Annotated in this window: 20 protein-coding genes; 4 read left to right on the forward strand and 16 right to left on the reverse strand. The window is 72.8% G+C overall.

Annotated features, from left to right (window positions below):
- Window positions 1-117: 117 nt before the first annotated feature.
- Window positions 118-1,329: an acyl-CoA dehydrogenase family protein gene (locus ACWCXX_RS25585; RefSeq protein ID WP_451131040.1), complete on the reverse strand. Its 1,212-nt coding sequence runs from the start codon at window positions 1,327-1,329 to the stop codon at window positions 118-120.
- Between the two features lie 73 nt (window positions 1,330-1,402).
- Window positions 1,403-3,115, reverse strand: a complete 1,713-nt coding sequence (locus ACWCXX_RS25590) for an MFS transporter (protein WP_451131042.1) — start codon at window positions 3,113-3,115, stop codon at window positions 1,403-1,405.
- 532 nt (window positions 3,116-3,647) lie between these two features.
- Between ACWCXX_RS25590 and ACWCXX_RS25595 the strand changes: the two genes are divergently transcribed.
- The gene (locus tag ACWCXX_RS25595) at window positions 3,648-4,664 is read left to right on the forward strand and encodes a phosphatase PAP2 family protein (protein WP_451131044.1); all 1,017 of its coding nucleotides are present in this window, start codon (window positions 3,648-3,650) and stop codon (window positions 4,662-4,664) included.
- Window positions 4,665-4,770: 106 nt separating this feature from the next.
- On the opposite strand, the gene ACWCXX_RS25600 is transcribed toward ACWCXX_RS25595, so the two are convergent.
- From ACWCXX_RS25600 to ACWCXX_RS25615, 4 genes are all read right to left on the reverse strand, one after another.
- Window positions 4,771-4,986: an I78 family peptidase inhibitor gene (locus tag ACWCXX_RS25600; RefSeq protein ID WP_451131046.1), complete on the reverse strand. Its 216-nt coding sequence runs from the start codon at window positions 4,984-4,986 to the stop codon at window positions 4,771-4,773.
- Window positions 4,987-5,411: 425 nt separating this feature from the next.
- Window positions 5,412-6,371 carry a helix-turn-helix transcriptional regulator gene (locus tag ACWCXX_RS25605; protein WP_451131048.1) on the reverse strand — a complete coding sequence of 320 codons (960 nt, stop codon included), beginning with the start codon at window positions 6,369-6,371 and terminating at the stop codon, window positions 5,412-5,414.
- 45 nt (window positions 6,372-6,416) lie between these two features.
- Window positions 6,417-7,271, reverse strand: coding sequence for a transferase (locus ACWCXX_RS25610; RefSeq protein ID WP_451131050.1), 855 nt, complete (start codon window positions 7,269-7,271; stop codon window positions 6,417-6,419).
- On the reverse strand, window positions 7,268-8,551 hold the full coding sequence (locus ACWCXX_RS25615) for a glycosyltransferase family 4 protein (protein WP_451131052.1): 1,284 nt from the start codon (window positions 8,549-8,551) through the stop codon (window positions 7,268-7,270). Before ACWCXX_RS25615 ends, ACWCXX_RS25610 begins: the two co-directional genes overlap by 4 nt.
- A gap of 357 nt (window positions 8,552-8,908) precedes the next feature.
- On the opposite strand from ACWCXX_RS25615, the gene ACWCXX_RS25620 reads away from it, so the two are divergent.
- On the forward strand, window positions 8,909-9,691 hold the full coding sequence (locus tag ACWCXX_RS25620) for a hypothetical protein (protein WP_451131113.1): 783 nt from the start codon (window positions 8,909-8,911) through the stop codon (window positions 9,689-9,691).
- A 137-nt stretch (window positions 9,692-9,828) separates the two neighbouring features.
- Window positions 9,829-10,173 (forward strand): hypothetical protein, encoded by a 345-nt coding sequence (locus tag ACWCXX_RS25625; protein ID WP_451131054.1) that lies wholly within the window; start codon window positions 9,829-9,831, stop codon window positions 10,171-10,173.
- Between the two features lie 68 nt (window positions 10,174-10,241).
- Here the strand turns inward: ACWCXX_RS25625 and der are convergent, their stop codons facing one another.
- The 5 genes from der to aroH all read right to left on the reverse strand — a co-directional run bounded on the left by der (window position 10,242) and on the right by aroH (window position 14,710).
- Window positions 10,242-11,711: a ribosome biogenesis GTPase Der gene (gene der / locus ACWCXX_RS25630; RefSeq protein ID WP_451131056.1), complete on the reverse strand. Its 1,470-nt coding sequence runs from the start codon at window positions 11,709-11,711 to the stop codon at window positions 10,242-10,244.
- Between the two features lie 65 nt (window positions 11,712-11,776).
- A complete protein-coding gene (locus ACWCXX_RS25635; protein ID WP_451131115.1) occupies window positions 11,777-12,364 on the reverse strand; it encodes a lysophospholipid acyltransferase family protein in 588 nt (195 codons plus the stop codon).
- Between the two features lie 68 nt (window positions 12,365-12,432).
- Window positions 12,433-13,134, reverse strand: a complete 702-nt coding sequence (gene cmk / locus ACWCXX_RS25640; RefSeq protein WP_356932735.1) for a (d)CMP kinase — start codon at window positions 13,132-13,134, stop codon at window positions 12,433-12,435.
- Window positions 13,135-13,265: 131 nt separating this feature from the next.
- On the reverse strand, window positions 13,266-14,351 hold the full coding sequence (locus ACWCXX_RS25645) for a prephenate dehydrogenase (RefSeq protein ID WP_451131058.1): 1,086 nt from the start codon (window positions 14,349-14,351) through the stop codon (window positions 13,266-13,268).
- Window positions 14,348-14,710 carry a chorismate mutase gene (aroH, locus tag ACWCXX_RS25650; protein ID WP_451131060.1) on the reverse strand — a complete coding sequence of 121 codons (363 nt, stop codon included), beginning with the start codon at window positions 14,708-14,710 and terminating at the stop codon, window positions 14,348-14,350. Before aroH ends, ACWCXX_RS25645 begins: the two co-directional genes overlap by 4 nt.
- A gap of 283 nt (window positions 14,711-14,993) precedes the next feature.
- Here aroH and ACWCXX_RS25655 point away from each other — a divergent pair, with 283 nt between their 5' ends.
- Window positions 14,994-15,704, forward strand: coding sequence for a nucleotidyltransferase domain-containing protein (locus ACWCXX_RS25655; RefSeq protein WP_451131062.1), 711 nt, complete (start codon window positions 14,994-14,996; stop codon window positions 15,702-15,704).
- Between the two features lie 45 nt (window positions 15,705-15,749).
- Here ACWCXX_RS25655 and ACWCXX_RS25660 read toward each other — a convergent pair whose 3' ends face one another.
- Genes ACWCXX_RS25660 through pnuC form a run of 5 tightly spaced genes read right to left on the reverse strand, consistent with a single transcriptional unit; the run spans window position 15,750 to window position 20,072 of the window.
- Complete coding sequence (locus ACWCXX_RS25660; RefSeq protein WP_451131064.1) at window positions 15,750-16,538, reverse strand: nucleotidyltransferase domain-containing protein; 789 nt, start codon at window positions 16,536-16,538, stop codon at window positions 15,750-15,752.
- Between the two features lie 3 nt (window positions 16,539-16,541).
- Window positions 16,542-17,564, reverse strand: a complete 1,023-nt coding sequence (locus tag ACWCXX_RS25665) for an ADP-ribosylglycohydrolase family protein (RefSeq protein WP_451131066.1) — start codon at window positions 17,562-17,564, stop codon at window positions 16,542-16,544.
- Window positions 17,561-18,346: an NUDIX hydrolase gene (locus tag ACWCXX_RS25670; RefSeq protein ID WP_451131068.1), complete on the reverse strand. Its 786-nt coding sequence runs from the start codon at window positions 18,344-18,346 to the stop codon at window positions 17,561-17,563. Before ACWCXX_RS25670 ends, ACWCXX_RS25665 begins: the two co-directional genes overlap by 4 nt.
- Window positions 18,343-19,422 carry an AAA family ATPase gene (locus tag ACWCXX_RS25675; protein ID WP_451131070.1) on the reverse strand — a complete coding sequence of 360 codons (1,080 nt, stop codon included), beginning with the start codon at window positions 19,420-19,422 and terminating at the stop codon, window positions 18,343-18,345. Before ACWCXX_RS25675 ends, ACWCXX_RS25670 begins: the two co-directional genes overlap by 4 nt.
- Window positions 19,419-20,072 carry a nicotinamide riboside transporter PnuC gene (gene pnuC / locus ACWCXX_RS25680; protein ID WP_451131072.1) on the reverse strand — a complete coding sequence of 218 codons (654 nt, stop codon included), beginning with the start codon at window positions 20,070-20,072 and terminating at the stop codon, window positions 19,419-19,421. The genes ACWCXX_RS25675 and pnuC overlap by 4 nt, the downstream gene beginning before the upstream one ends.
- Window positions 20,073-20,183 lie beyond the last annotated feature (111 nt).

A 20,183-nucleotide genomic window follows, 5' to 3' on the forward strand; every position in this document is an offset into this window, starting at 1 on the left:
CGGCAGCCCCCCGCCGGTCCCGGCACCGGTGCCGTTCGCCCAGATCACGCCGACCCGCCCCGGCCGGAGGGCCCAGGGTCCGCCCGGTGGATCAGGGCCTGCCCGGCGGATCAGGGTCTAGCGGAACGCGTCGAGGCCGGTGAGTGCCTTGCCCAGCACCAGCTGGTGCATCTCCACGGTTCCCTCATAGGTGAGCACCGACTCCAGATTCGTCGCGTGGCGCATGACCGGGTACTCCAGCGAGATCCCGTTGGCGCCGAGAATCGTGCGCGAAGTGCGGCAGATCTCGATCGCCTCCCGCACGTTGTTGAGCTTTCCGAAACTGACCTGCTCCGGGCGGAGCCTCCCCGCGTCCATCCGCCGGCCCAGATGGTGGGCGAGCAGGATGCCCTTGTGCAGCTCCACGGCCATGTCCGCCAGCTTGGCCTGGGTGAGCTGGAAGCCGCCGATCGGCCGGTCGAACTGCTCCCGGGTCCTCGCGTACTCCAGGGCCGCCTCGAAGCTGGCACGCGCCGCACCCATGGCTCCCCAGACGATGCCGTAGCGGGCATGGCCGAGACAGCTGAGCGGGCCGCGCAGACCGGTGACGCCGGGAAGCACGGCGTCGGCGGGCAGCCGCACCTCGTCGAGGATCAGTTCGCTGGTGACCGAGGCACGCAGGGACCACTTGTGCCGGATCTCGGGCGCCGAGAAGCCCGGGGCATCGGTCGGCACGACGAATCCGCGGATCCCGCCGCCCGGCCCTCCCTCGTCGGTCTGCGCCCAGATCACGGCGACCCCGGCGACCGAACCGTTGGTGATCCACATCTTGCGGCCGGTGAGCACCCAGTCCTCGCCGTCCCGCTTGGCGTGGGTGCGCATCCCGGCCGGGTCGGAGCCGTGGTCGGGCTCGGTGAGGCCGAAGCAGCCGATGATCTCGCCGGCCGCCATGGCCGGCAGCCATTGCTGCCGCTGCTCCTCGGAGCCGTAGCGGTGGATGGCGTACATCGCCAGCGAGCCCTGCACGGAGACCAGGGAGCGGATGCCCGAGTCCGCCGCCTCCAGCTCCAGGCACGCCAGTCCGTACTGGACGGCGGTGGCGCCCGCACAGCCGTAGCCCTGAAGGGACATGCCGAGCGCGCCGAGCGAACCGAGTTCGCGGGCCAGTTCGCGGATGCCGGGCAGTTCGCCGTTCTCGTACCACTCGGCGATGTGCGGCAGTACGCGGTCGGTGGCCCAGCTCCGGACGGTGTCGCGGATCGCGAGGTCCTCGGCGCCGAGCAGGTCGTCGATGCCGAGGGGGTCGGCGGGGTCGAAGGGCGGGAGCTTCGAGGACTCGGTGGTGGACATGAGGTCGCCTCCGTCGGCTCGCACGATGCTAAAACTAGCGGTGTTAGTTATGGCGTCGCACCGACGTTACGGCTCAGTGCGCCGCCCGTCCAGAGCCGGTCGCCCCGGCGGGTCGGCGCCGGGCGGGCCGGGGTATCGGACGCGGCGCGCGGTCCACGGCGGACACCTCGCGCGCCGTGCGGGAGTCGCGCGCGCCGTCCGCTTCGGCCCGCGGGGCCTCGTACGCGCCGTCCGCCCCGGCCGGCGCCGTGTGCTCCATCCCCCGCGGCAGCCGCAGCGCGGCAAGTGCCCCGAGCAGCAGCAGGGCCGCGCTGACCAGCAGCGTGACGTGCAGCCCGGAGACGAAGGCGTGCCGGGCGGTGGTGCGCAGCACCGCGCCCAGCGGTCCGTCCAGCCGGTCCGCCACCTGGTACGCCTCGCCCAGGGAGTGGGTGGCCGCGACACGGGCCCAGGACGGGACGCCCTTGCCGGGAAGCTCCGAGAGGCCGGGGGTGTAGGCGGCGTTCATGACGCTGCCGAGCAGGGCGATCCCCATGCCCGCGCCCAGCTGGTACGAGGTCTCGCCGATCGCGGCCGCGCCGCCCGCGCGGTCGGCCGGGGCCTCGCTGAGCATGGATTCGTACGCCCCGAAGAGCGTGGTCTGCAGTCCGAAGCCGAGGGCGACGAAGGCCGTGGTCAGCAGCGCGGGCCGGTCGTGCTGCCCCATGGCGGTCAGGGCCAGCACGGACAGGGCGGTGAGCACGAAGCCCCAGCCGACCATCCGGCGCGGGCCGAGGCGGCGCAGGGTGTGCGAGCCAAAGGCGCCCGCGACCATGGCCGCGAGGGTGAGGGGCAGCAGCCGCAGGCCGGTGTCCAGCGGGCTCAGGCCCAGTACGAGCTGGAGGTACTGCACGGCTATGAGCTCCAGCCCGACCAGGGCCAGCATGGCGATGACGATGCAGCCCACCGAGGTGGAGAAGGCGGGCCTGGAGAACAGCCCGATGTCGATCAGCGGGTGCGCGCGCCGCTTCTGGCGGCGCACGAACGCGACGAGCAGGGCGGCCCCGAGCAGCAGCGGGGCGAGCGTGGCCGCGCCCAGCACCTCGCCGGTGCCCGCGCGCTTGACCCCGAGGACCACCCCGAGCACTCCGGCCGCGGCCATCAGCGCGCCCAGCACGTCCCACGGGCCGTCGTCGCTGCCGCGCGACTCGGGCAGCAGCAGGCGGCCGACCGGCAGCACGAGCGCCATCAGCGGAACGTTGATCAGGAAGACCGAGCCCCACCAGAAGTGCTCGACGAGGAAGCCGCCGACGACCGGTCCGGTGGCGGCGCCCACGGCGGCGACGGCGGTCCAGATGCCGATCGCCACGGCCCGTTCGCGCCGGTCGGGGAAGACCTGCCGGAGGATGGACAGCGTCGCGGGCATGATCATCGCGCCGCCGACGCCGAGCAGGGCCCGCGCCGCTATGAGCACCCCGGGGCTGTCCGCCAGGGCGGCGACCGCGGAGGCCGCCCCGAAGAGCGCGTAGCCGAGCAGCAGGATGCGGCGGCGGCCGACCCGGTCCCCGAGGGTGCCGAAGAGAACCAGCAGCGAGGCACAGACCAGCGGGTAGGCGTCGACGATCCAGAGCAGGGCGACGGCGCTGGGGCGCAGGTCCTCGGTGACGGCGGGGACGGCGACGTGGAGCACGGTCGAGTCGAGCGCCACGAGCAGGAGGCTGAGGCAGAGAACGACAAGGACGACCCATCGATTGGCACCGTCGGCTGCTGGGCGCAGCCGGAATCGGGCTGTGGTCGTCCCGGACATGCATGTACCTCCAAAGGTCCCTCGCGCTCGGCAGGCCAACCGGGGTGACAGGGGTTCGCTGTCCCTCATGGCCCGGCATCGACGGGCGAGTGATCCGTCAGCGTACGCGAGTTCGGCGCCCTCACGCGTGGCCCACTTCATACCCCGTCGGCCTGCGGGGTGTGGCGTACACCACGCCTCCCCGCCGCCCGGACCTGCACGGACGCGCCCCGCGCCCGGCACAGGACGGTACCCGCAGACCCCCGGGAAGCGTCCGGCGGGCCCACGGCGGGCGCGGTCGGTGACCGTCCCGGCACCGTCCGTTTCGCCCTCCTCGGGGCCGGAGAAATTCATACCGGCGCCTCCTGTGCTTTTCTGCCCGCAGCCAAACACCCTTCCGAAATGCGTGCGAAATCAATAGCGCGGAGATCCGCCGAAACGCTTCCGCCGATCAGGAAATAAGGCCCTTCCGAGACATAGCCCACATCACATCGTCATCACGAAGAGACCGGATCGCCCTGGTCGCGCGCTAACTCGCTGTAACGTCGATTGGGTGCGTACCGACATCTTTGCCCGGCTGGACCGGGAGCCGGAGCCGCCGAAGATAGAGCCGCCGCGGATGAGCCGTCACCGCATCGCTCTCTTCGGCGGGACGTTGGCGTTCTATCTCGCCATCGTCGTCGCCGTCCTGGTCTCGTCCTGGCTGGTGGCCCTGGACTGGAAGGTCATGCTCTTCCGGCCCTATCAGCAGTGGCCGGAAATCCACGCCTTCCTCGACTACTACATCGTGCTCGGCCAGCGCGGCCCCACCGCCACCATGGTCGCCTGCTGGCTCGGCTGGCGCTCCTGGCGGCAGCACACGCTGCGCCCGCTGCTGACGCTGGGCGCGGCGCTGCTGCTGCTCAACGTCTCGGTCGGCGCGGTCAAGATCGGCCTGGGGCGTCTCGGCCCGCACTACGCGACCCAGATCGGCTCCGCCGAACTCTTCGCCGGCGGTGACATATTTCCCTCGGGCCACACCGCCAACGCGGTCGTGACCTGGGGAATCCTCGCCTATCTGGCCACCACCCCGCGTGCCCGGCGCTATCTGTCGGCCATGTCGGCCATCGTCTCGCTCGGCGTCGGCCTCACCACCGTCTACCTCGGTACGCACTGGCTCAGCGACGTCCTGCTGGGCTGGGCCGCAGGACTGCTGATCATGCTGGGCCTGCCCTGGGTCGAGCCGCTGATCACCCGGGCCGAGGCGTGGATCTTCGCCCAGCGCGAGAACCTGCGCGGACGCGGCCCCGTTCCTTCCGTGCCCGTCGCGGCCGGAGGCCCCCGGGCCCTGCCGCTCCCGCACCGGGAGGACGACGCCGTGGTGGAGGACCCGGCGCTGGAGCCGGCCGTCGCGGCGGCGGGCGGCTCGGGCACCCGCTCGCGCCCCCACCCCGTGCACCCGTCGCACCCCTCGCACCTGGTGCGTTCGGAGCGGTCCCCGCTCACGCCGACCGGCAGCCGGCGCCCGCCGCACGCCGACCGCACGCCGCGCGGCGGCACGAGCCCGGCCCGCCCGGTGGCCGGCGGCTGAGGCCCCGGAGGCGGGGCCGGTACGCACCGCTCCCCCGCCGGACATGAGGAGGGCCCCCGCCCCGGTGGGGGCCCTCCTCATGTCCGGGTCCGGGCCGGCGGGAGCCTCAGCCCACCCAGCAGCGGGTGACGACGGCGTCGTCGACCTCGAAGTTGATCCGTCCGCTCCGGAACTCCATGGTGATGATCGCGCCCGGCGGCAGGGATCTGACGGTGTCCCAGCCATGACTGCGGGCCCGCCGTTCGGCCGCGTCGGCGGCGAGGCCGACATACGCACCGGGCGAGTCGTCGGGCTGGACGAAGGGGGTCGGTATGGGTGCCATGCCTCTCACCGTAGGCGGCCCGGGACCCGGACGGAAGCCGGGAGCCGACCGCCGCGCGGCACCCCCGCGTCCCTCGCCGGTCACGCTTGTGTCACAGGATCACGACACGCGCACTGCCCCGATCGCCGCACCCGAAACACACGCCCCGGGGCCGGACGGACAGTAATCACACAGAGCCGGAAATAATCACGCGGAAGTCCTGGAAACGAGACGGAATAACCCGTTCGAGCCATCTTGAATTTCCGCACCCAATGGTCTGCGTAAATGAGCATGCCACCGGGAATTCACGCTTCCTTATGGCACCCTTATCCTTTGGTCACAATATTCGCGTCGCGGCACGGAGACGGCCGTCGGCCACCCCTATAGAGGTCGGCCGTCGCCCTCCGCATGGGGCGCTCGCCCGGAGCGGCCACCTGCGGCGGGACTCAGTCCAGAGCCCTGGACAGCCGGTCCCGGGCGGTCCTGATCGCCTCCTCGAACTCCGGCGGCTCGACGACCTCGAAGTCGAAACCCAGCATCATGACGTGGACGACCAGCACGTCCATGTTCGCCGCCCCGGTGCGCAGCAGGCAGTTGTCGGCGTCGATCGCCTCCAGGGTTCCGGAGAACGGCGAGGTCTTCTCGGCCGCACGCTCGATCCCCACTTTCAGCCGGACCACCGCGTGCGTGGCGTACGCGGTGGTGGAGAGCCCCTCGGAGACATAGGCGGCCAGATCCTCGGCCGGTGGGTCGCGGGGGACGAACCGCGGGCCGTGCGGTGGCGTGGGCGTGATCCGGTCCGCGCGGAACGTACGCCAGGCCGCGCGGTCCAGGTCCCAGGCGACGAGGTACCAGCGGCGCTCGGCGCACACCAGCCGGTGCGGTTCGACGGTGCGGCGCGAGGCGGAACCGGCGTGGTCGCGGTACGCGAAGCGCAGCCGTTCGCCGTCCCGGCAGGCCGCGGCGAGCTCGGTCAGGACGGCCGGATCGGCGGCGGAGGCACCGGGGTCGCGGAACAGCGGCACGGTGAAGGAGTTCAGCGCGTTCACCCGGCGCCGGAGCCGGTTCGGCAGCACCTGTTCGAGCTTGGCCAGCGCGCGTACGGAGGTCTCGCCGATGCCCTCGACGCCGTTGCCCGCGGCCGTGCGCAGGGCGACGGCCACGGCGACGGCCTCGTCGTCGTCGAGGAGCAACGGCGGCAGCTGGGCCCCGGCACCGAGCTGGTAGCCGCCACCGGTGCCGGGGCTGGCGTTGACCGGATAGCCCAGCTCGCGCAGCTTGTCGATGTCGCGCCGGACGGTGCGCGGCGTGACCCCGAGCCGTTCGGCGAGATCGGCCCCGGACCAGTCGCGGTGTGCCTGGAGCAGCGAGAGCAGGCGCAGCAGTCGTGCCGAGGTCTCCAACATGGGGCGAGTCTGCCAGGGCGGCGGACGGCCCGGGTCTGCGGACGGCTATCGAGCGGCCGCGGCCCGCGCCGGGGCCGGGTCGAGGCGTACGCAGAGGTCGTTGTCGCTCGAGTAGCAGGGGGTGGCCCGGACCCCCTCCCCGGCGGGGCGGGCCGGGTAGACGAAGATCTTCTTCCGGTCCCAGACGTCGTCGAGGATGCGGGAGATCCGCACTCCGTCGGCCGGATCGCCGTCCCCGGTCGCCGGGATCAGCCAGAGCGTCCACAGCTGCTGCCCGGTGAGGTTCCCGTCGGCCAGCCGCTCCACGGGGAGCGTGAAGGCGAAGGTGCCGTCCTGTCCGGTGACCGGTGCCCGCAGGACCCGGCCGTCCGCGCCGGACAGCCTCGCCTCGACCCGGGCGTCGGCGCCGAGCCCCGTCCCGTACAGCGTGCCCTCGACGGTCATCGCGCCGCCGTCGAGGGTGACCGGCCCGGCCTCGGCGTGCGGTGCGCGGAGCCAGCAGCGCACCGCGAGCCGGCCGTCGAGCGTCGGGTACGGGATGCGGACCGCGATCCGTCCGGCCGCCGGGACACGGTCGACGAGCAGCCGCAGATCCCTGGTCCCGGGCCGGACGGCCACCGCCTCGTCGTCGTCCGCGTCCGGCTCCCGCAGATGGACGTCCCAGCGGCCCTCGGCGGATTCCGTGCCGCCCGGCAGCACCGCGCGCAGCCGTCCGTCGTGCAGCGGGCTCAGCGCCAGCCGTACGGTCCCGCCCGCGCCCTTGGCGCCGCGCAGCCGGAGGAGGAGTTCGGGCAGTTCGCCGTCCTCGTCCCGGCGGCGGTCGAGGTCGAAGGTGATCCCGCCGTCGGGGCCCACCCGGCAGTCGGCCCGGGGGGTGCGGTGGGTCGTGGCGGCGGTCATGCGGAGTTCCCCCGGCGGATCACGGCGGCTGCCTTGTAGCGCAGGGCGTACGCCCCGTCGAGCACCGTGCCCCGGGCTCGGTGCAGTGCGGTGCTCATCGCGCCGTGCGAGCGGTCGCGCGGGCCCCGGGCGGCGAGTTCGGCGAAGAGCCGTTCGTGGCGTTCGGCGATCCGTGCCGGGTCGAACCGCCGCGAGGCGGCCAGGGCGGCGCGCCCCGCCCGGTGCCGGGCCTCGTCGTCGTCGATCAGCCCGAGCAGCGCCCGGGTCACTGCCGCCGGGTCGCCGACCGGCACCAGCCGTCCGTCGGTGCCGTCGTCGATGATCTCGCGGGGGCCGTGCGGGCAGTCGGTGGCGACGACCGGCAGTCCGCAGCGCATCGCCTCGACGATGGTCATGCCGAAGGACTCGCGGTCCGAGGTGACCGCGGCGATCGACCCCTTGGGCCATTCGGCCTCCAGTGGATTGACCGGGCCCATCAGGAACACGTGGTCGTGCAGACCGAGTTCGTCGACGAGCGCGACCAGCGTCTCCCGTTCGTTCCCGGTGGCGTCGCCGCCGCCGTAGATGCGCAGCCGCCAGTCCGGGCGGGCGGCCACCACGTCGGCGAAGGCCCGCACGAGCAGGTCGTACCGCTTGACCCGGTGCAGCCGGCCCGCGGCGATCACCCATTTGTGGTCGCCGTCGGCGGGTGCGACCGTCGGCGCGGGCACGCTGTTGGGGATGGCCTCGATCCGTACGCCGGGCAGCTTGAGCCCGGTCCGGTAGGCGCGGGCGTCGGCCTCGGTGACGGTGGTGATCGCGTCGAGCAGGGCGTAGCGGTGCCCGATCTCGCGGCGCAGCCGGTAGCCGTGGCTGTCGAGGGTGAGGTGTTCCTGCCCGATCCGGACCGGGCCGCGCCGGGTCTGCCTGCTGATCTGCACGTTGAGTCCCGGTCTGGTGCCGACCACGACGTCCGCGTCCAGGGAGCGCAGATGCTCCGCCACCCGTGCGTCGGTCAGCCTGCTGTACTGCCGGTACCTGCTGTCGCCGCGCGGGAACACCGTTGCGGGGCGGGCGTGCTCGGCTGCGTCGCCGTCGTACGTCGGGCTCTCCTTCCGCAGGTCCACGAGGTGGCTCAGGCGCACGCCCCGGGGCGCGCCCAGGACGGGGTCGTCGCGGTGCCGGAAGACCGACACGATCTCGATGTCGTGGTGCCCGGCCAGCTCCTCGGCGAGGTTGAACGTCGTCCGGATCGTGCCTCCGACTCCGTAGGCGTTGTGGAGCAGGAAAGAAATGTGCATGGAACGCCGTATCTCCTGGTTCAACTGGCCAGCGGCAGGCTGCACTTGCCATGACGGCACGGGGCGACCGGAGGTTCATTCCGGATGGAGACGAGTTTCGGCCAGTTGTCAACTCGCCGGTTTTCCCGCTTTGTCGATGTATCGGCCTGCTGGACTGTCGCCGAGTCGACCACATCGCCGTACACCCCACCAGGGCGAATCGGGGGCAAGTGTCCTGTCGGACGCCGGGATTCACCCTCTGTGGCGGATGGTTCGATTACGTTCCCTTTCTCGCGTGACCCCGGCCACGGATCTCCCGTTGTCATCTTCATGAGCCGGGAACCGCCCGGCGCACGCACCGAGTTCGAGGAGCCACCCGTGCCGCGCATGCTCGACGTCAGCGAGGACGTACGCGCCGAGATCGGCGACGCCGAAGCCGACCGGCTGCTCGTCGGCGACAGCACCCCCGGCAGTTACGACTGCACCTCCTGCCGCACCCCCGGGGACTCCGAGCAGGAACGCACCAGCACGGTGCTGTTCGTCGGCGACGAGACCGCAGTGCTCGCCTTCGCCCACGCCACGTGCATCCCCTCCCAGGTCGTCCAGGTCGCCGAGGAGCAGCTGCAGGGTGCCGTACGCAGCATCACCGGCGGCGAGGCGGAGCAGCCGCAGTACCTTCCCGTCGAACAGGCCGTGCTCGGGATCACCAGCGGCCTCGTCCTGATCGACGACGAGCTCCACCCGGCCCTCGTCGTCGAACCGACCGGCGCGATCGCCCGGCCGGGCACGGACGGCAGCCGGGGCGACGAGTTCCTCCAGCTGCTGCTGGAGCAGGGTTTCCACCCGGCCCCCCGGATGGACCAGGTGCCCGCCGTCCTGCACGGCTGGTCGGTCCTGCTCGCCATGGGCAAGCTGCACGCCGTGCTCCAGCCGGGCGCCGACGGCGGCGCCCCGGTGGCCTGGTGGCAGGCGCACGCCCCGCTCCAGGTCACCGAGGGCTGGCGGGCCGCGGCCAACAAGTCGCAGACCGTCCTCGTCTTCGCCGCCCCGGCGGGGTCGATCGGCCAGCAGCCCCGCGAGGACCTGCTGCGCGACGCGCTGGACAAGGCCGCGGCCGACGGGCTCCTGGTCGCCGCCGCGATGCCGCTGGCCGGGACCTGACCGTGGCCGACCGGTCCTCGCGCCCGCGGCGAACCGCTATTTCTCCGCCGCGCCCGCATCCGACGGAGACCGAGGTCGTTGGCACGTACGTGCACTCATACGACTCCTCACACCAGCGCCCGAGCCCGATCCCTGCCATGCGCCCCACGCAGGACTCCTCGGGTGGTCAGTCCCACACCCCGATCTACGACGCGCTGTACTCCGAGTACCGCCGTTCGTTCCGGGCGCTGCCGGGTGACCGGAGCGGCGAGGAGAATCTCGGCTTCATGGCCTTCGGCACCGGGCTCTTCGGCAGCCGTCTCCCGTCGAGCGGCCGCTCCGGCCACACCCCCGGTTTCTCCACCGGGCTGTCCGTGACCGGCGGGTCCACCGGCCCCGGTGCCACCGGCACCCGCGGCGGCACCGGGTCCTGGCAGCGGGTGGGCCGGCACTCCGGGCGCACCCAGCCGGCCGCGCTGCCGCCCGGCTCGCGAGGGGCCTGACGCATGACGGAGCCCCGGACGGTCTCGGGTCCGAGACCGTCCGGGGCTCCGTCATGCGCCCGTGTCGGTTACTTGTTGCGGCCGCGCTTCTCGCGGACCCGCACCGAGATGTGGATCGGGGTGCCCTCGAAGCCGAACTCCTCACGCAGTCGGCGCTCGATGAACCGGCGGTAACCGTGCTCCAGGAAACCCGAGGCGAACAGCACGAAGCGCGGCGGCTTGGTGCCCGCCTGGGTGCCGAACAGGATGCGGGGCTGCTTGCCGCCGCGGACGGGGTGCGGGTGGGAGGCGACGACCTCGCCGAGGAAGGCGTTCAGCCGGCCGGTGGGGACGCGGGTCTCCCAGCCGGCGAGGGCCGTCTCGATCGCCGGGACCAGCTTCTCCATGTGGCGGCCGGTGACGGCCGAGACATTGACCCGCGGGGCCCAGGAGACCTGCGCGAGCTCCGTCTCGATCTCGCGCTCCAGGTAGTAGCGGCGCTCCTCGTCGAGGGTGTCCCACTTGTTGTACGCGATCACCATGGCGCGCCCGGCCTCCACGGCCATGGTGATGATGCGCTGGTCCTGGACGCTGATGGACTCGCCGGCGTCGATCAGGACGACGGCGACCTCGGCCTTCTCCACGGCGGCGGCGGTGCGCAGGGAGGCGTAGTAGTCCGCGCCCTCCTGGAGGTGGACGCGGCGGCGGATGCCGGCCGTGTCGATGAACTTCCAGGTGATGCCGCCGAGCTGGATCAGCTCGTCGACCGGGTCACGGGTGGTGCCCGCCAGCTCGTTGACGACGACGCGGTCCTCGTTCGCCACCTTGTTCAGCAGCGAGGACTTGCCGACGTTCGGGCGGCCGATGAGCGCGATCCGGCGCGGGCCGCCGACCGCGGTGCCGAAGCGCTGCGCCGGAGCCTCGGGAAGCGCTTCGAGCACGGCGTCGAGCAGGTCGCCGGTGCCACGGCCGTGCAGCGAGGAGACCGGGTGCGGCTCGCCGAGGCCCAGCGACCAGAGCGCGGCGGCGTCCGCCTCGCCGCTCTGCCCGTCGACCTTGTTGGCGCACAGCACGACGGGCTTGCCGGCCCGGCGCAGCAGCTTGACGACGGCCTCGTCGGTGTCGGTCGCGCCGACGGTCGAGTCGACCACGAAGACGACCGCGTCGGCGGCCTCGATGGCGTACTCGGCCTGGGCGGCGACGGAGGCGTCGATGCCCAGCACGTCCTGCTCCCAGCCGCCGGTGTCGACGACCTTGAAGCGGCGGCCCGCCCACTCGGCCTCGTAGGTGACGCGGTCGCGGGTGACGCCGGGCTTGTCCTCGACGACCGCCTCGCGGCGGCCGATGATCCTGTTGACCAATGTCGACTTGCCGACGTTGGGACGGCCGACGACGGCGAGCACGGGCAGCGGTCCGTGACCGGCCTCGTCGATCGCGCCCTCGACCTCCTCGAGGTCGAAGCCCTCCTCCGCGGCGAGCTCCATGAACTCCGCGTACTCGGCGTCGCCAAGCGCTCCGTGCTCGTGGTCCGAGCCGTCGGAGTGAATCTGGTCGTTCATGAAGTCCGTTCCTCTTTGCATCATCGATGGGTCGCGGTCACGCGGCCCACTACTCAAGTCTTAACTCAACGCCCGGTGAAACGCCTGGCCTCGTCCAGGTGGGCGGTCAGCCGCGCCTGGATCCGTACCGTCGCCTCGTTCAGCGCCTTGCGTGTGCGCCGCCCGCTGCCGTCACCGGCTTCGAATGCGGCTCCGAAGACGACGTCGACCCGGCTGCGCAGCGGCGGCAGTGCCGATATCAACCGCCCGCGCCGCTCGGTGCTTCCCAGGACGGCCACGGGCACGATCGACGCCCCGGTGCGCACCGCGAAGTACGCGAGCCCGGCGCGCAGGGAGGCGAAGTCGCCCTCGCCCCTGGTGCCCTCGGGGAAGATCCCGAGTGCCCCGCCGTTCTCCAGCACGCCCAGGGCCTGGGTGACGGCGGTGCGGTCGGCGGTCGTGCGGTCCACCTTCAGCTGCCCGATTCCGCGGAGGAACGGGTCGAGCGGGCCGACGAACGCCTCTTTCTTGATCAGGAAGTGGACGGGCCGGGGCGCGGTGCCCATCAGCATCGGACCGTCGATGTTGTGGGAGTGGTTCACCGCGAGTATGACGGGTCCGGAGGCCGGCACCCGCCACGCACCGAGGACGCGGGGCTTCCACAGCCCGTACATCAGCCCGATGCCGATCCCGCGTCCGACCGCCGCGCCGCGCGGTGAGGGCGAGCCCGGGGTGGCTCGGCTCACTTCGCGGCCCGCTTCTCCTCGACGAGGGTGACGACACACTCGATGACCTGCTGAAGGGTCAGCTCGGTGGTGTCCACCTCGACCGCGTCGTCCGCCTTGGCGAGCGGGGAGGTCTTGCGGCCGGAGTCGGCCGCGTCCCGCTTGATCAGCGCTTCCTTGGTGGCGGCGAGGTCGGAGCCCTTGATCTCCCCGCTGCGCCGGGCGGCGCGCGCCTCCGGCGAGGCGGTGAGGAAGATCTTCAGGTCGGCGTCGGGCAGCACGGTGGTGCCGATGTCCCGACCCTCGACGACTATGCCCCGGTCGGCCGCGGCGGCGATGGTGCGCTGGAGCTCGGTGATCCTGGTGCGCACCTCGGGGACGGCGCTGACGGCGCTGACCCTGGAGGTGACCTCCTGGGTGCGGATCGGGCCCGAGGCGTCCTCGCCGTCGACGGTGATCGTCGGGGCGGCCGGGTCCGTGCCGGAGACGATGACCGGCTTGGCGGCGGCGGTCGCCACTTCCTTCGCGTCCTGCACGTCGATGCCGTTGTTCAGCATCCACCAGGTGATCGCCCGGTACTGGGCGCCGGTGTCCAGGTAGCTCAGGCCGAGCTGGGCCGCGACGGCCTTGGACGTGCTCGACTTGCCGGTGCCGGAGGGCCCGTCGATGGCGACGATCACTGCGGCCGGGGCCGTACGGGTTTCCACGGTGGTGGACACCTTCCTGGTACACGGGAGCGGGCGGGAGGACGGGGGCGCGCGCGTGCGTCCGCCCCGCACAAGGTTACCGAGTGTCGGGGCGGGGCTCTGCACCCCTGTGGACAACGCCCTCCCGCCCCGCCGCCCCGGGCCTACTGCCGTATCGACCAGCCCCGCTCGCGCAGGGCCGCGCTCAGTCCGGGGGCCGCGCTCGGCTCGACCATCAGCTGGACCAGACCGGCCTGCTGCCCGGTGGCGTGCTCGATGCGGACGTCCTCGACGTTGACCCCGGCCCGTTCCGCGTCGGCGAAGATCCGGGCCAGTTCGCCCGGCCGGTCGCTGATGAGCACGGCCACGATCTCGTACGCGGCGGGCGCGCTGCCGTGCTTGCCGGGCACCCTGACCCGGCCCGCGTTGCCGCGGCGCAGGACGTCCTCGATGCCTCGGGCGCCCTCCCGGCGCCTGTCGCCGTCACCGGATTCGAGGCCGCGCAGCGCCCGTACCGTCTCGTCCAGGTCGGCGGCGACCCCGGCCAGCACGTCGGCGACCGGGCCGGGGTTGGCGGAGAGGATCTCCACCCACATCCGGGGGTCGGAGGCGGCGATCCGGGTGACGTCCCTGATGCCCTGGCCGCAGAGGCGCACGGCGGACTCCTCGGCCTCCTCCAGCCGGGCGGCGACCATCGACGAGATCAGCTGCGGGGTGTGCGAGACCAGGGCGACGGCGCGGTCGTGGGCGTCGGCGTCCATCACGACCGGGACGGCCCGGCAGAGGGCGACCAGCTCCAGGGCGAGGTTGAGGACCTCGGTGTCGGTGTCCCGGGTCGGGGTGAGGACCCAGGGGCGGCCCTCGAACAGGTCCGCGGTGGCGGCGAGGGGGCCGGACCGCTCCTTGCCCGCCATGGGGTGGGTGCCGATGTAGGGCGTGAGGTCGAGGCCGAGGGCCTCCAGTTCGCGGCGCGGGCCGCCCTTGACGCTGGCGACGTCGAGGTAGCCGCGCGCGACGCCGTCCCGCAGGGCGGTGGCCAGCACCGGGGCCACGTGGGCGGGCGGCACGGCGACGATCGCCAGGTCGACGCGGCCCTCGGGGGCCTCGTCCGTGCCCGCGCCGAGCGCGGCGGCGGTGCGGGCCGATCCGGGGTCGTGGTCGGCCAGGTGGACCTGGATCCCGCGCCCGGCGAGGGCGAGCGCTGCGGAGGTGCCGACCAGGCCCGTTCCGATGACGAGGACGGTTCTCACTGGGCGATGTCCTTGCGGAGTGCGGCGGTGGCGCCGAGGTACACGTGCGCGATCTCGGACTTGGAAAGGTACGTCTCCACGTGGGCCAGGACGCGCACCACCCGGGGCATGGCCCCCGTGATGTCCAGCTCCTGGGCGCAGATCAGCGGTACGTCGACGATACCCAGCGCTCGGGCCGCGGCAGCCGGGAAATCGCTGTGCAGGTCGGGGGTGGCGGTGAACCAGATGCTGATGAGGTCGTCCGCGACGAATCCGTTGCGTTCGAGGACGGCGGTGAGCAGGGCGCCGACCTGCTCCCCCATGTGTCCGGGCTCGTCCCGTTCCAGTTGGACGGCTCCGCGGACCGCTCGTACCGCCACGTCGTGCTCCTCGGTTCCTCGTGCCGTGTCGCGCCTGCTGTCCGCCTGCGTGATCCCTGCCCGGCCAGCCTAGAGGGGCGGCGGGGGCCGCGGGCCCGGGTGCTCTGTCCGTGAGACGGGCCGCGCGCCCCGCCGCCCCGGCCCCGCCCTTCCGGAGGGACGATTCATCGACAATGCCGGTCGGAACCGGGACTCCTGCCGCTCGGGCGGCCCGGCCGCCCCCGACCGTGCGCACCGCGAAATCCCCGGCACGACGCGCCTCCCGCCCCGTACCCTCACCCGCATGATCACCCCTGGTCCCGAGGCCCTCGTACGCGACCACACGGTCTACTCCTGTGTGATGGGCTCACGCGCCTTCGGGCTCGCCACGGAGGGGAGCGACACCGACCTGCGCGGGGTCTTCCTCGCGCCGACCCCGCTGTTCTGGCGGTTCGACAAGCCGCCGACCCATGTCGAGGGACCGGCGCCGGAGCAGTTCTCCTGGGAGCTGGAGCGCTTCTGCGAACTGGCCCTGCGCGCCAACCCCAACGTGCTGGAGTGCCTGCACTCACCGCTGGTGGAGCACGTCGACGCCGTGGGCCGCGAGCTCCTCTCGCTGCGCGACGCGTTCCTCTCCCGGCTGGTCCATCAGACCTTCGTGCGCTACGCGGTGGGCCAGCGCCGGAAGCTGGAGGCGGACGTCCGGCAGCACGGGGCCCCGCGCTGGAAGCACGCCATGCATCTGCTGCGGCTGCTGGCGAGCGTCCGGGACCTGCTGCGCACGGGCGAGCTCACGATCGAGGTGGGCGCGGCCCGGGAGGAGCTGCTGGCGGTGAAGCGGGGCGAGGTGTCCTGGGCGGAGGTGGAACGCCGCATGAACCGCCTGGTCGAGGAGAACGACGGGGCGGTGGCCGGCTCGCCCCTGCCGCCCGGACCGGACCGGGCCCGGGTGGAGGACTTCCTGGTCCGTTCCCGCCGGGCCGCCGCGTACTGGCCCGGCGGGAACACGGCATGAGACCCGGCGGGGGAAGCGCGCCGCAGGGCCCGGCGGGCACCGCGGCTACGACACCCGCCCCGCCGGCCGGGCGCGCACCACGAGGTCGTGCAGTGCGTCGAACCCGTCGGCCGCGTCGGGGAGCCGTGACGTCGCCTGCGCCTCGTCGAGCACCGCGTGCAGTGCCTCGACCTCCCCGGACACCGCCGCCCCGTCCACACCCTCCGCTCCCCCGTGCTCGGCCTCGGCCTTGGCCGCGATCAGATCGGGCAGCCGGGCCGGGGCGGCCACCTCCCCGAGGAGCGTCGGCAGGTGCGCCAGCACCTCGCCGCTGCGCATCAGGTGGATGCCGGTGAGCAGCGCCCGGAAGGTGTACAGCAGCGGTTTCAGCTCGCTGGTCCTCTCGAAGAGCCGCCACTGGGTGCTGGCGAATCCCCGGTAGTGGTGGGCGTGGTTGCGGGTGAGCACCCCGGGGGCCAGGGCCACCAGCTCCGCGTGCGGGCCGCTCGTGTGCACGACGAGCGGCGAGAGCAGCTGCTCCAGCACGTAGCCGTTGGGCTTCAGCATCAGCCGGACGAACTTCCGCAGGTCATGGGTGACGAGATCCATCTCGACGCCGTCCCGCTCCCACATCCGCGAGCGGGTCTCCTCGGGCCGGCGCAGCCCGAGGAGGTCCTCCGCGGGCAGGAGATGGGCCCCCCGAAGGTCCACATCCGAGTCCCGGGACGGGAATCCGTAGAGGTGCGCCCCGGAGACCGTGGCGAACAGCAGCGGGTGACGTTCCCCGGCGAGGACCGGGCCGAGGTCCATGACCGGCAGTCCGGCCTCCTGGAGGGGCGTCGTTTCCGTACTCATGGCTCAAGCGTCCCAGAGCGCCCCCAGCGCCAGCAGGTCGCTCCGGTACTCGATCCGCTCCGACCACTCCTTGGGCCAGGCCCCCGCCCCCAGGTGCGCGCCGGCGAACGCTCCGGTCAGGCAGCCGAGGGAGTCCGAGTCGCCCCGGGTGCAGGCGGCGCGGCGGAGCGCGGTGACGGGGTCCTCGGGGAAGAGGAGGAAGCAGTGCAGGGCCGTGGCGAGGGCCTCCTCCGCCACCCAGCCGTCGCCGGTCCGCTCGCAGGGGTCGGTCTCCGGGGAGGGGTCGCGCAGTGCGTCCTGGACGCGGGCCAGGGCGGCGAGGCACTCCTCCCAGCCGCGCCGGATGTACAGCTCGGGCGAGGAGTCGCCCGCGTACCGCCAGAGGTCGCCGAGCCAGCGGGTGGGGTAGCGGCCGCTGTTCTCGTACGCGTAGCTGCGCAGCTGTCCGATCAGTCCCGTCGGCTCCGTCCCCTGTGCCAGCAGGTGCACGGCACGGGCGGTCAGGTCGGAGGCGGCGAGCGCGGTCGGGTGGCCGTGGGTGAGGGCGGCCTGCAACTGGGCCGCGCCGGAGCGCTGTTCGTCGCTCAGTCCGGGGGCGAGTCCGATCGGCGCGACCCGCATGTTGGCGCCGCAGCCCTTGGAGCCGGTCTGGCTGGCCTCCTGCCAGAGCCGGTCGCTGTCGAGCAGGCGGCAGGCGGTCATGCAGGTGCGGCCGGGGGCGCGGTTGTTGTCGGGCGAGTGGTACCAGTCGACGAACTCCTCGCGCACCGGCCGGGCCAGCCGCAGCGGGGTGAGCAGTCCGCGGTCCATGGCGGTGCGCAGGCCCCGTCCCAGGGCCAGGGTCATCTGGGTGTCGTCGGTGACGTACGCCGGCTTCGGCAGCCGCATCGCGCGCCACGGCCCGCACTTGGCGAGGATCGACGGGACGTTGTTGAACTCGGTCGGGAAGCCCAGGGCGTCGCCGAGCGCGAGCCCGGTCAGTGCGCCGGTGGCGGCCTGTTTGGTGATGGTCCGGGTCACGATCACGTGCTTCTTCCTTCCGGTCTCAGGAGGGGAGGGTGCAGGGCGGTGGCGGCACCCGCCCGGTAGAGCGCGGCCGGTTTTCCCCGGCCGCCGGTACGGCGCGGCGGTCCCTCCACGGCCTGGACGAAGCCGGGCGTGGCGAGGACCTTGCGCCGGAAGTTGGGCCGGTCCAGCTCCACGCCCCAGACCGTCTCGTACACCTGCTGGAGTTCCCCCAGGGTGAATTCGGGCGGGCAGAAGGCGGTGGCGAGGCAGGTGTACTCCAGCTTGGCGCCGATCCGGTCGTGGGCGTCGGCGAGGATGCGGTCGTGGTCGAAGGCGAGCGGGCCGGGGGCGTGGGGCGGAAGTCCCGTCCGGCCGGGGGCTTCCGCGGCCTTCTCCGGCGCCCCGGCGTCCCACCACCGGGCGCCGGCCGCGTCGCCCCCGCCACGCGGCTCGGGCAGATCGGGCACGAGCGCGGCGTACGCGACGGAGACGACCCGCATCCGGGGGTCGCGGTCCGGGTCGCTGTAGGTGCGCAGCTGTTCCAGGTGGAGGGCGCCGACGGTGGTCTCCGTCAGTCCGGTCTCCTCGGCGAGTTCCCGGCGGGCGGCGTCCTCGGCGCATTCGCGGGGCAGCACGAAGCCGCCGGGCAGCGCCCAGCGGCCCTTGTACGGGTCCTCGCCCCGTTCGACGAGCAGGACGTGCAGCCGGGCGGCGCGGACCGTGAAGACGGCGAGGTCCACGGTGACCGCGAAGGGTTCGAAGGCGTGCGGGTCGTAGCCTGCGGGGATGCCGGTGCTCATCGGTTCTCCGGCAGGGGCGCGGCGAAGTCCCAGCCGTCGGCGAGCAGCCGGTCGACGGCGGCGACCGCGGTCTCCAGGCGTTCCTCGTGGGGCCCGGTCAGTTCGACGAACCGCCGTCCGGTGCGGGTGAGTTCGGCCCGGAAGCGGTCGGTCATCCAGGGGCGCAGCTCCTCGCCGTCGCGCAGCCCGTCGTCCTCGAAGGCGACGCCCTCGTGGTCGGTGAGCAGCCACAGGTGGTGGGCGACGCGGTCGGCGATCTCCTCGACGAGCGGATTGCGTCCGCCGACGTACCGCTCGTGCCAGACGGTGGTGGCGAAGGAGTCGGTGTCGCAGAGGAGCACCGGCGACCCGATGCGCGCGGCCCTCTCCTCCGCGGCGTTCTGGGCCTCGGCGATCAGCGGGAAGTCGTCCGTGCCGAAGACCACGTCCTCCCACTGGGCCCCGGGCCACCGGGAGCGCAGCTCGGCCAGTTTCCGTTCGCTGAACTCCCGCCCGTACTCGGCGACACAGCCCGTCCGGGCCCAGACGCCGCCGCGTCGGCGGTAGTGGTCGGCCAGGGCCAGGGCCATCGTCGTGGTGCCGGTGGATTCCGCGCCGAGGACGACGACCCGGCGGGTGAGCGCGGCCCGTACGGGCGGCTCCAGGAAGTCCCAGCAGCCGACCGGGTCCTTCCGGACGGCCGTCCCGGAGACGGGGAAGACCGTGCGGTCGGGGTCGACGCAGACGGACTCGGCGCCGAACCGGCGGGCGAGTTCGTCCCCGTAGGGCTCCGAGGTGAAGACGGCGTCCACCGGTTCGGGCACGGCCCCGGTGAAGACGGCCATGTGCGCGTCCCAGATCGCCGGGTCGTGGAGGTCCATGCGGGTGTCGTCGACGGCGCCGACGACCCGTGCGTCCGGGTGCGTCTCCCGCATCCAGGCCACTCGGTCGGCGAGCGGCACGGATTCGACGGAGGCGGCGCAGACGAGGACGGTCAGCCGCTCGCAGCGGTCCCGCGCGGTGCGGACGAGGTGGTGATGACCGGCGTGCGGCGGATAGAACTTGCCGAGGACGAGCCCGTGCCCGAAGCGCTTCATGCCGTCGCCCCCGCCAACTCCCGCCGCTGCCCGGCGAGATCGCGCCTCCAGTTGCGCAGCCCGATCAGGCAGAGCGTCAGGAAGCCGAGGTACAGCAGCGAGGTCAGGTAGAGCTCCTTGTACGCGTACAGCGGGATGTACACCACATCGGCCGCGATCCAGAGCCACCACGACTCGACGAGCTTGCGGCACTGCCCGTACGTCGCCGTCAGGGACAGCGCGGTCGTCAGGGCGTCCCAGAAGGGCACGGTCGAGTCGGTGGCGCGGTCGAGCAGGGCGGTGAGGGCGAGGGCCCCCACCGCCCCGGCCACGAGCAGCCAGGCCCATTCGGTGCGCGTGGTCCGCCTCACCGGCAGGTCCGGTGCTCCTGGTCCACCCCCGTGGGTCCAGGTCCACCAGCCGTACACGGCGAGGACGATGAAGACGATCTGCAGGCCGGCGTCGGCGTACAGACCGGACTGGGCGAACAGCAGGATGAAGAAGAGGTTGTTGGCGATGCCGATGGGCCAGTTGGCGAGGTGCTGGCGGGCCACGAGCCAGACGCACAGCGCACCGCTGCCGAAGCCGAGCACCTCGGTCCAGCTGACCGGGGTGTCCAGGACCGTCACCAGGGGTTGCTGCAGGGGATCGAGGAAATCCGCGAGACTCACGCCCGCCTCCTTAATAGTCACTCTGACTATAAAGGGGGAACGGGCGCGGCAAAAGGCCCGCGGCCGGTTCCCGTTCGGAACATCGGGAACGGGAACCGGCCGCGGGCCGTG

It is taken from the genome of Streptomyces sp. NPDC001732 (assembly GCF_053596315.1).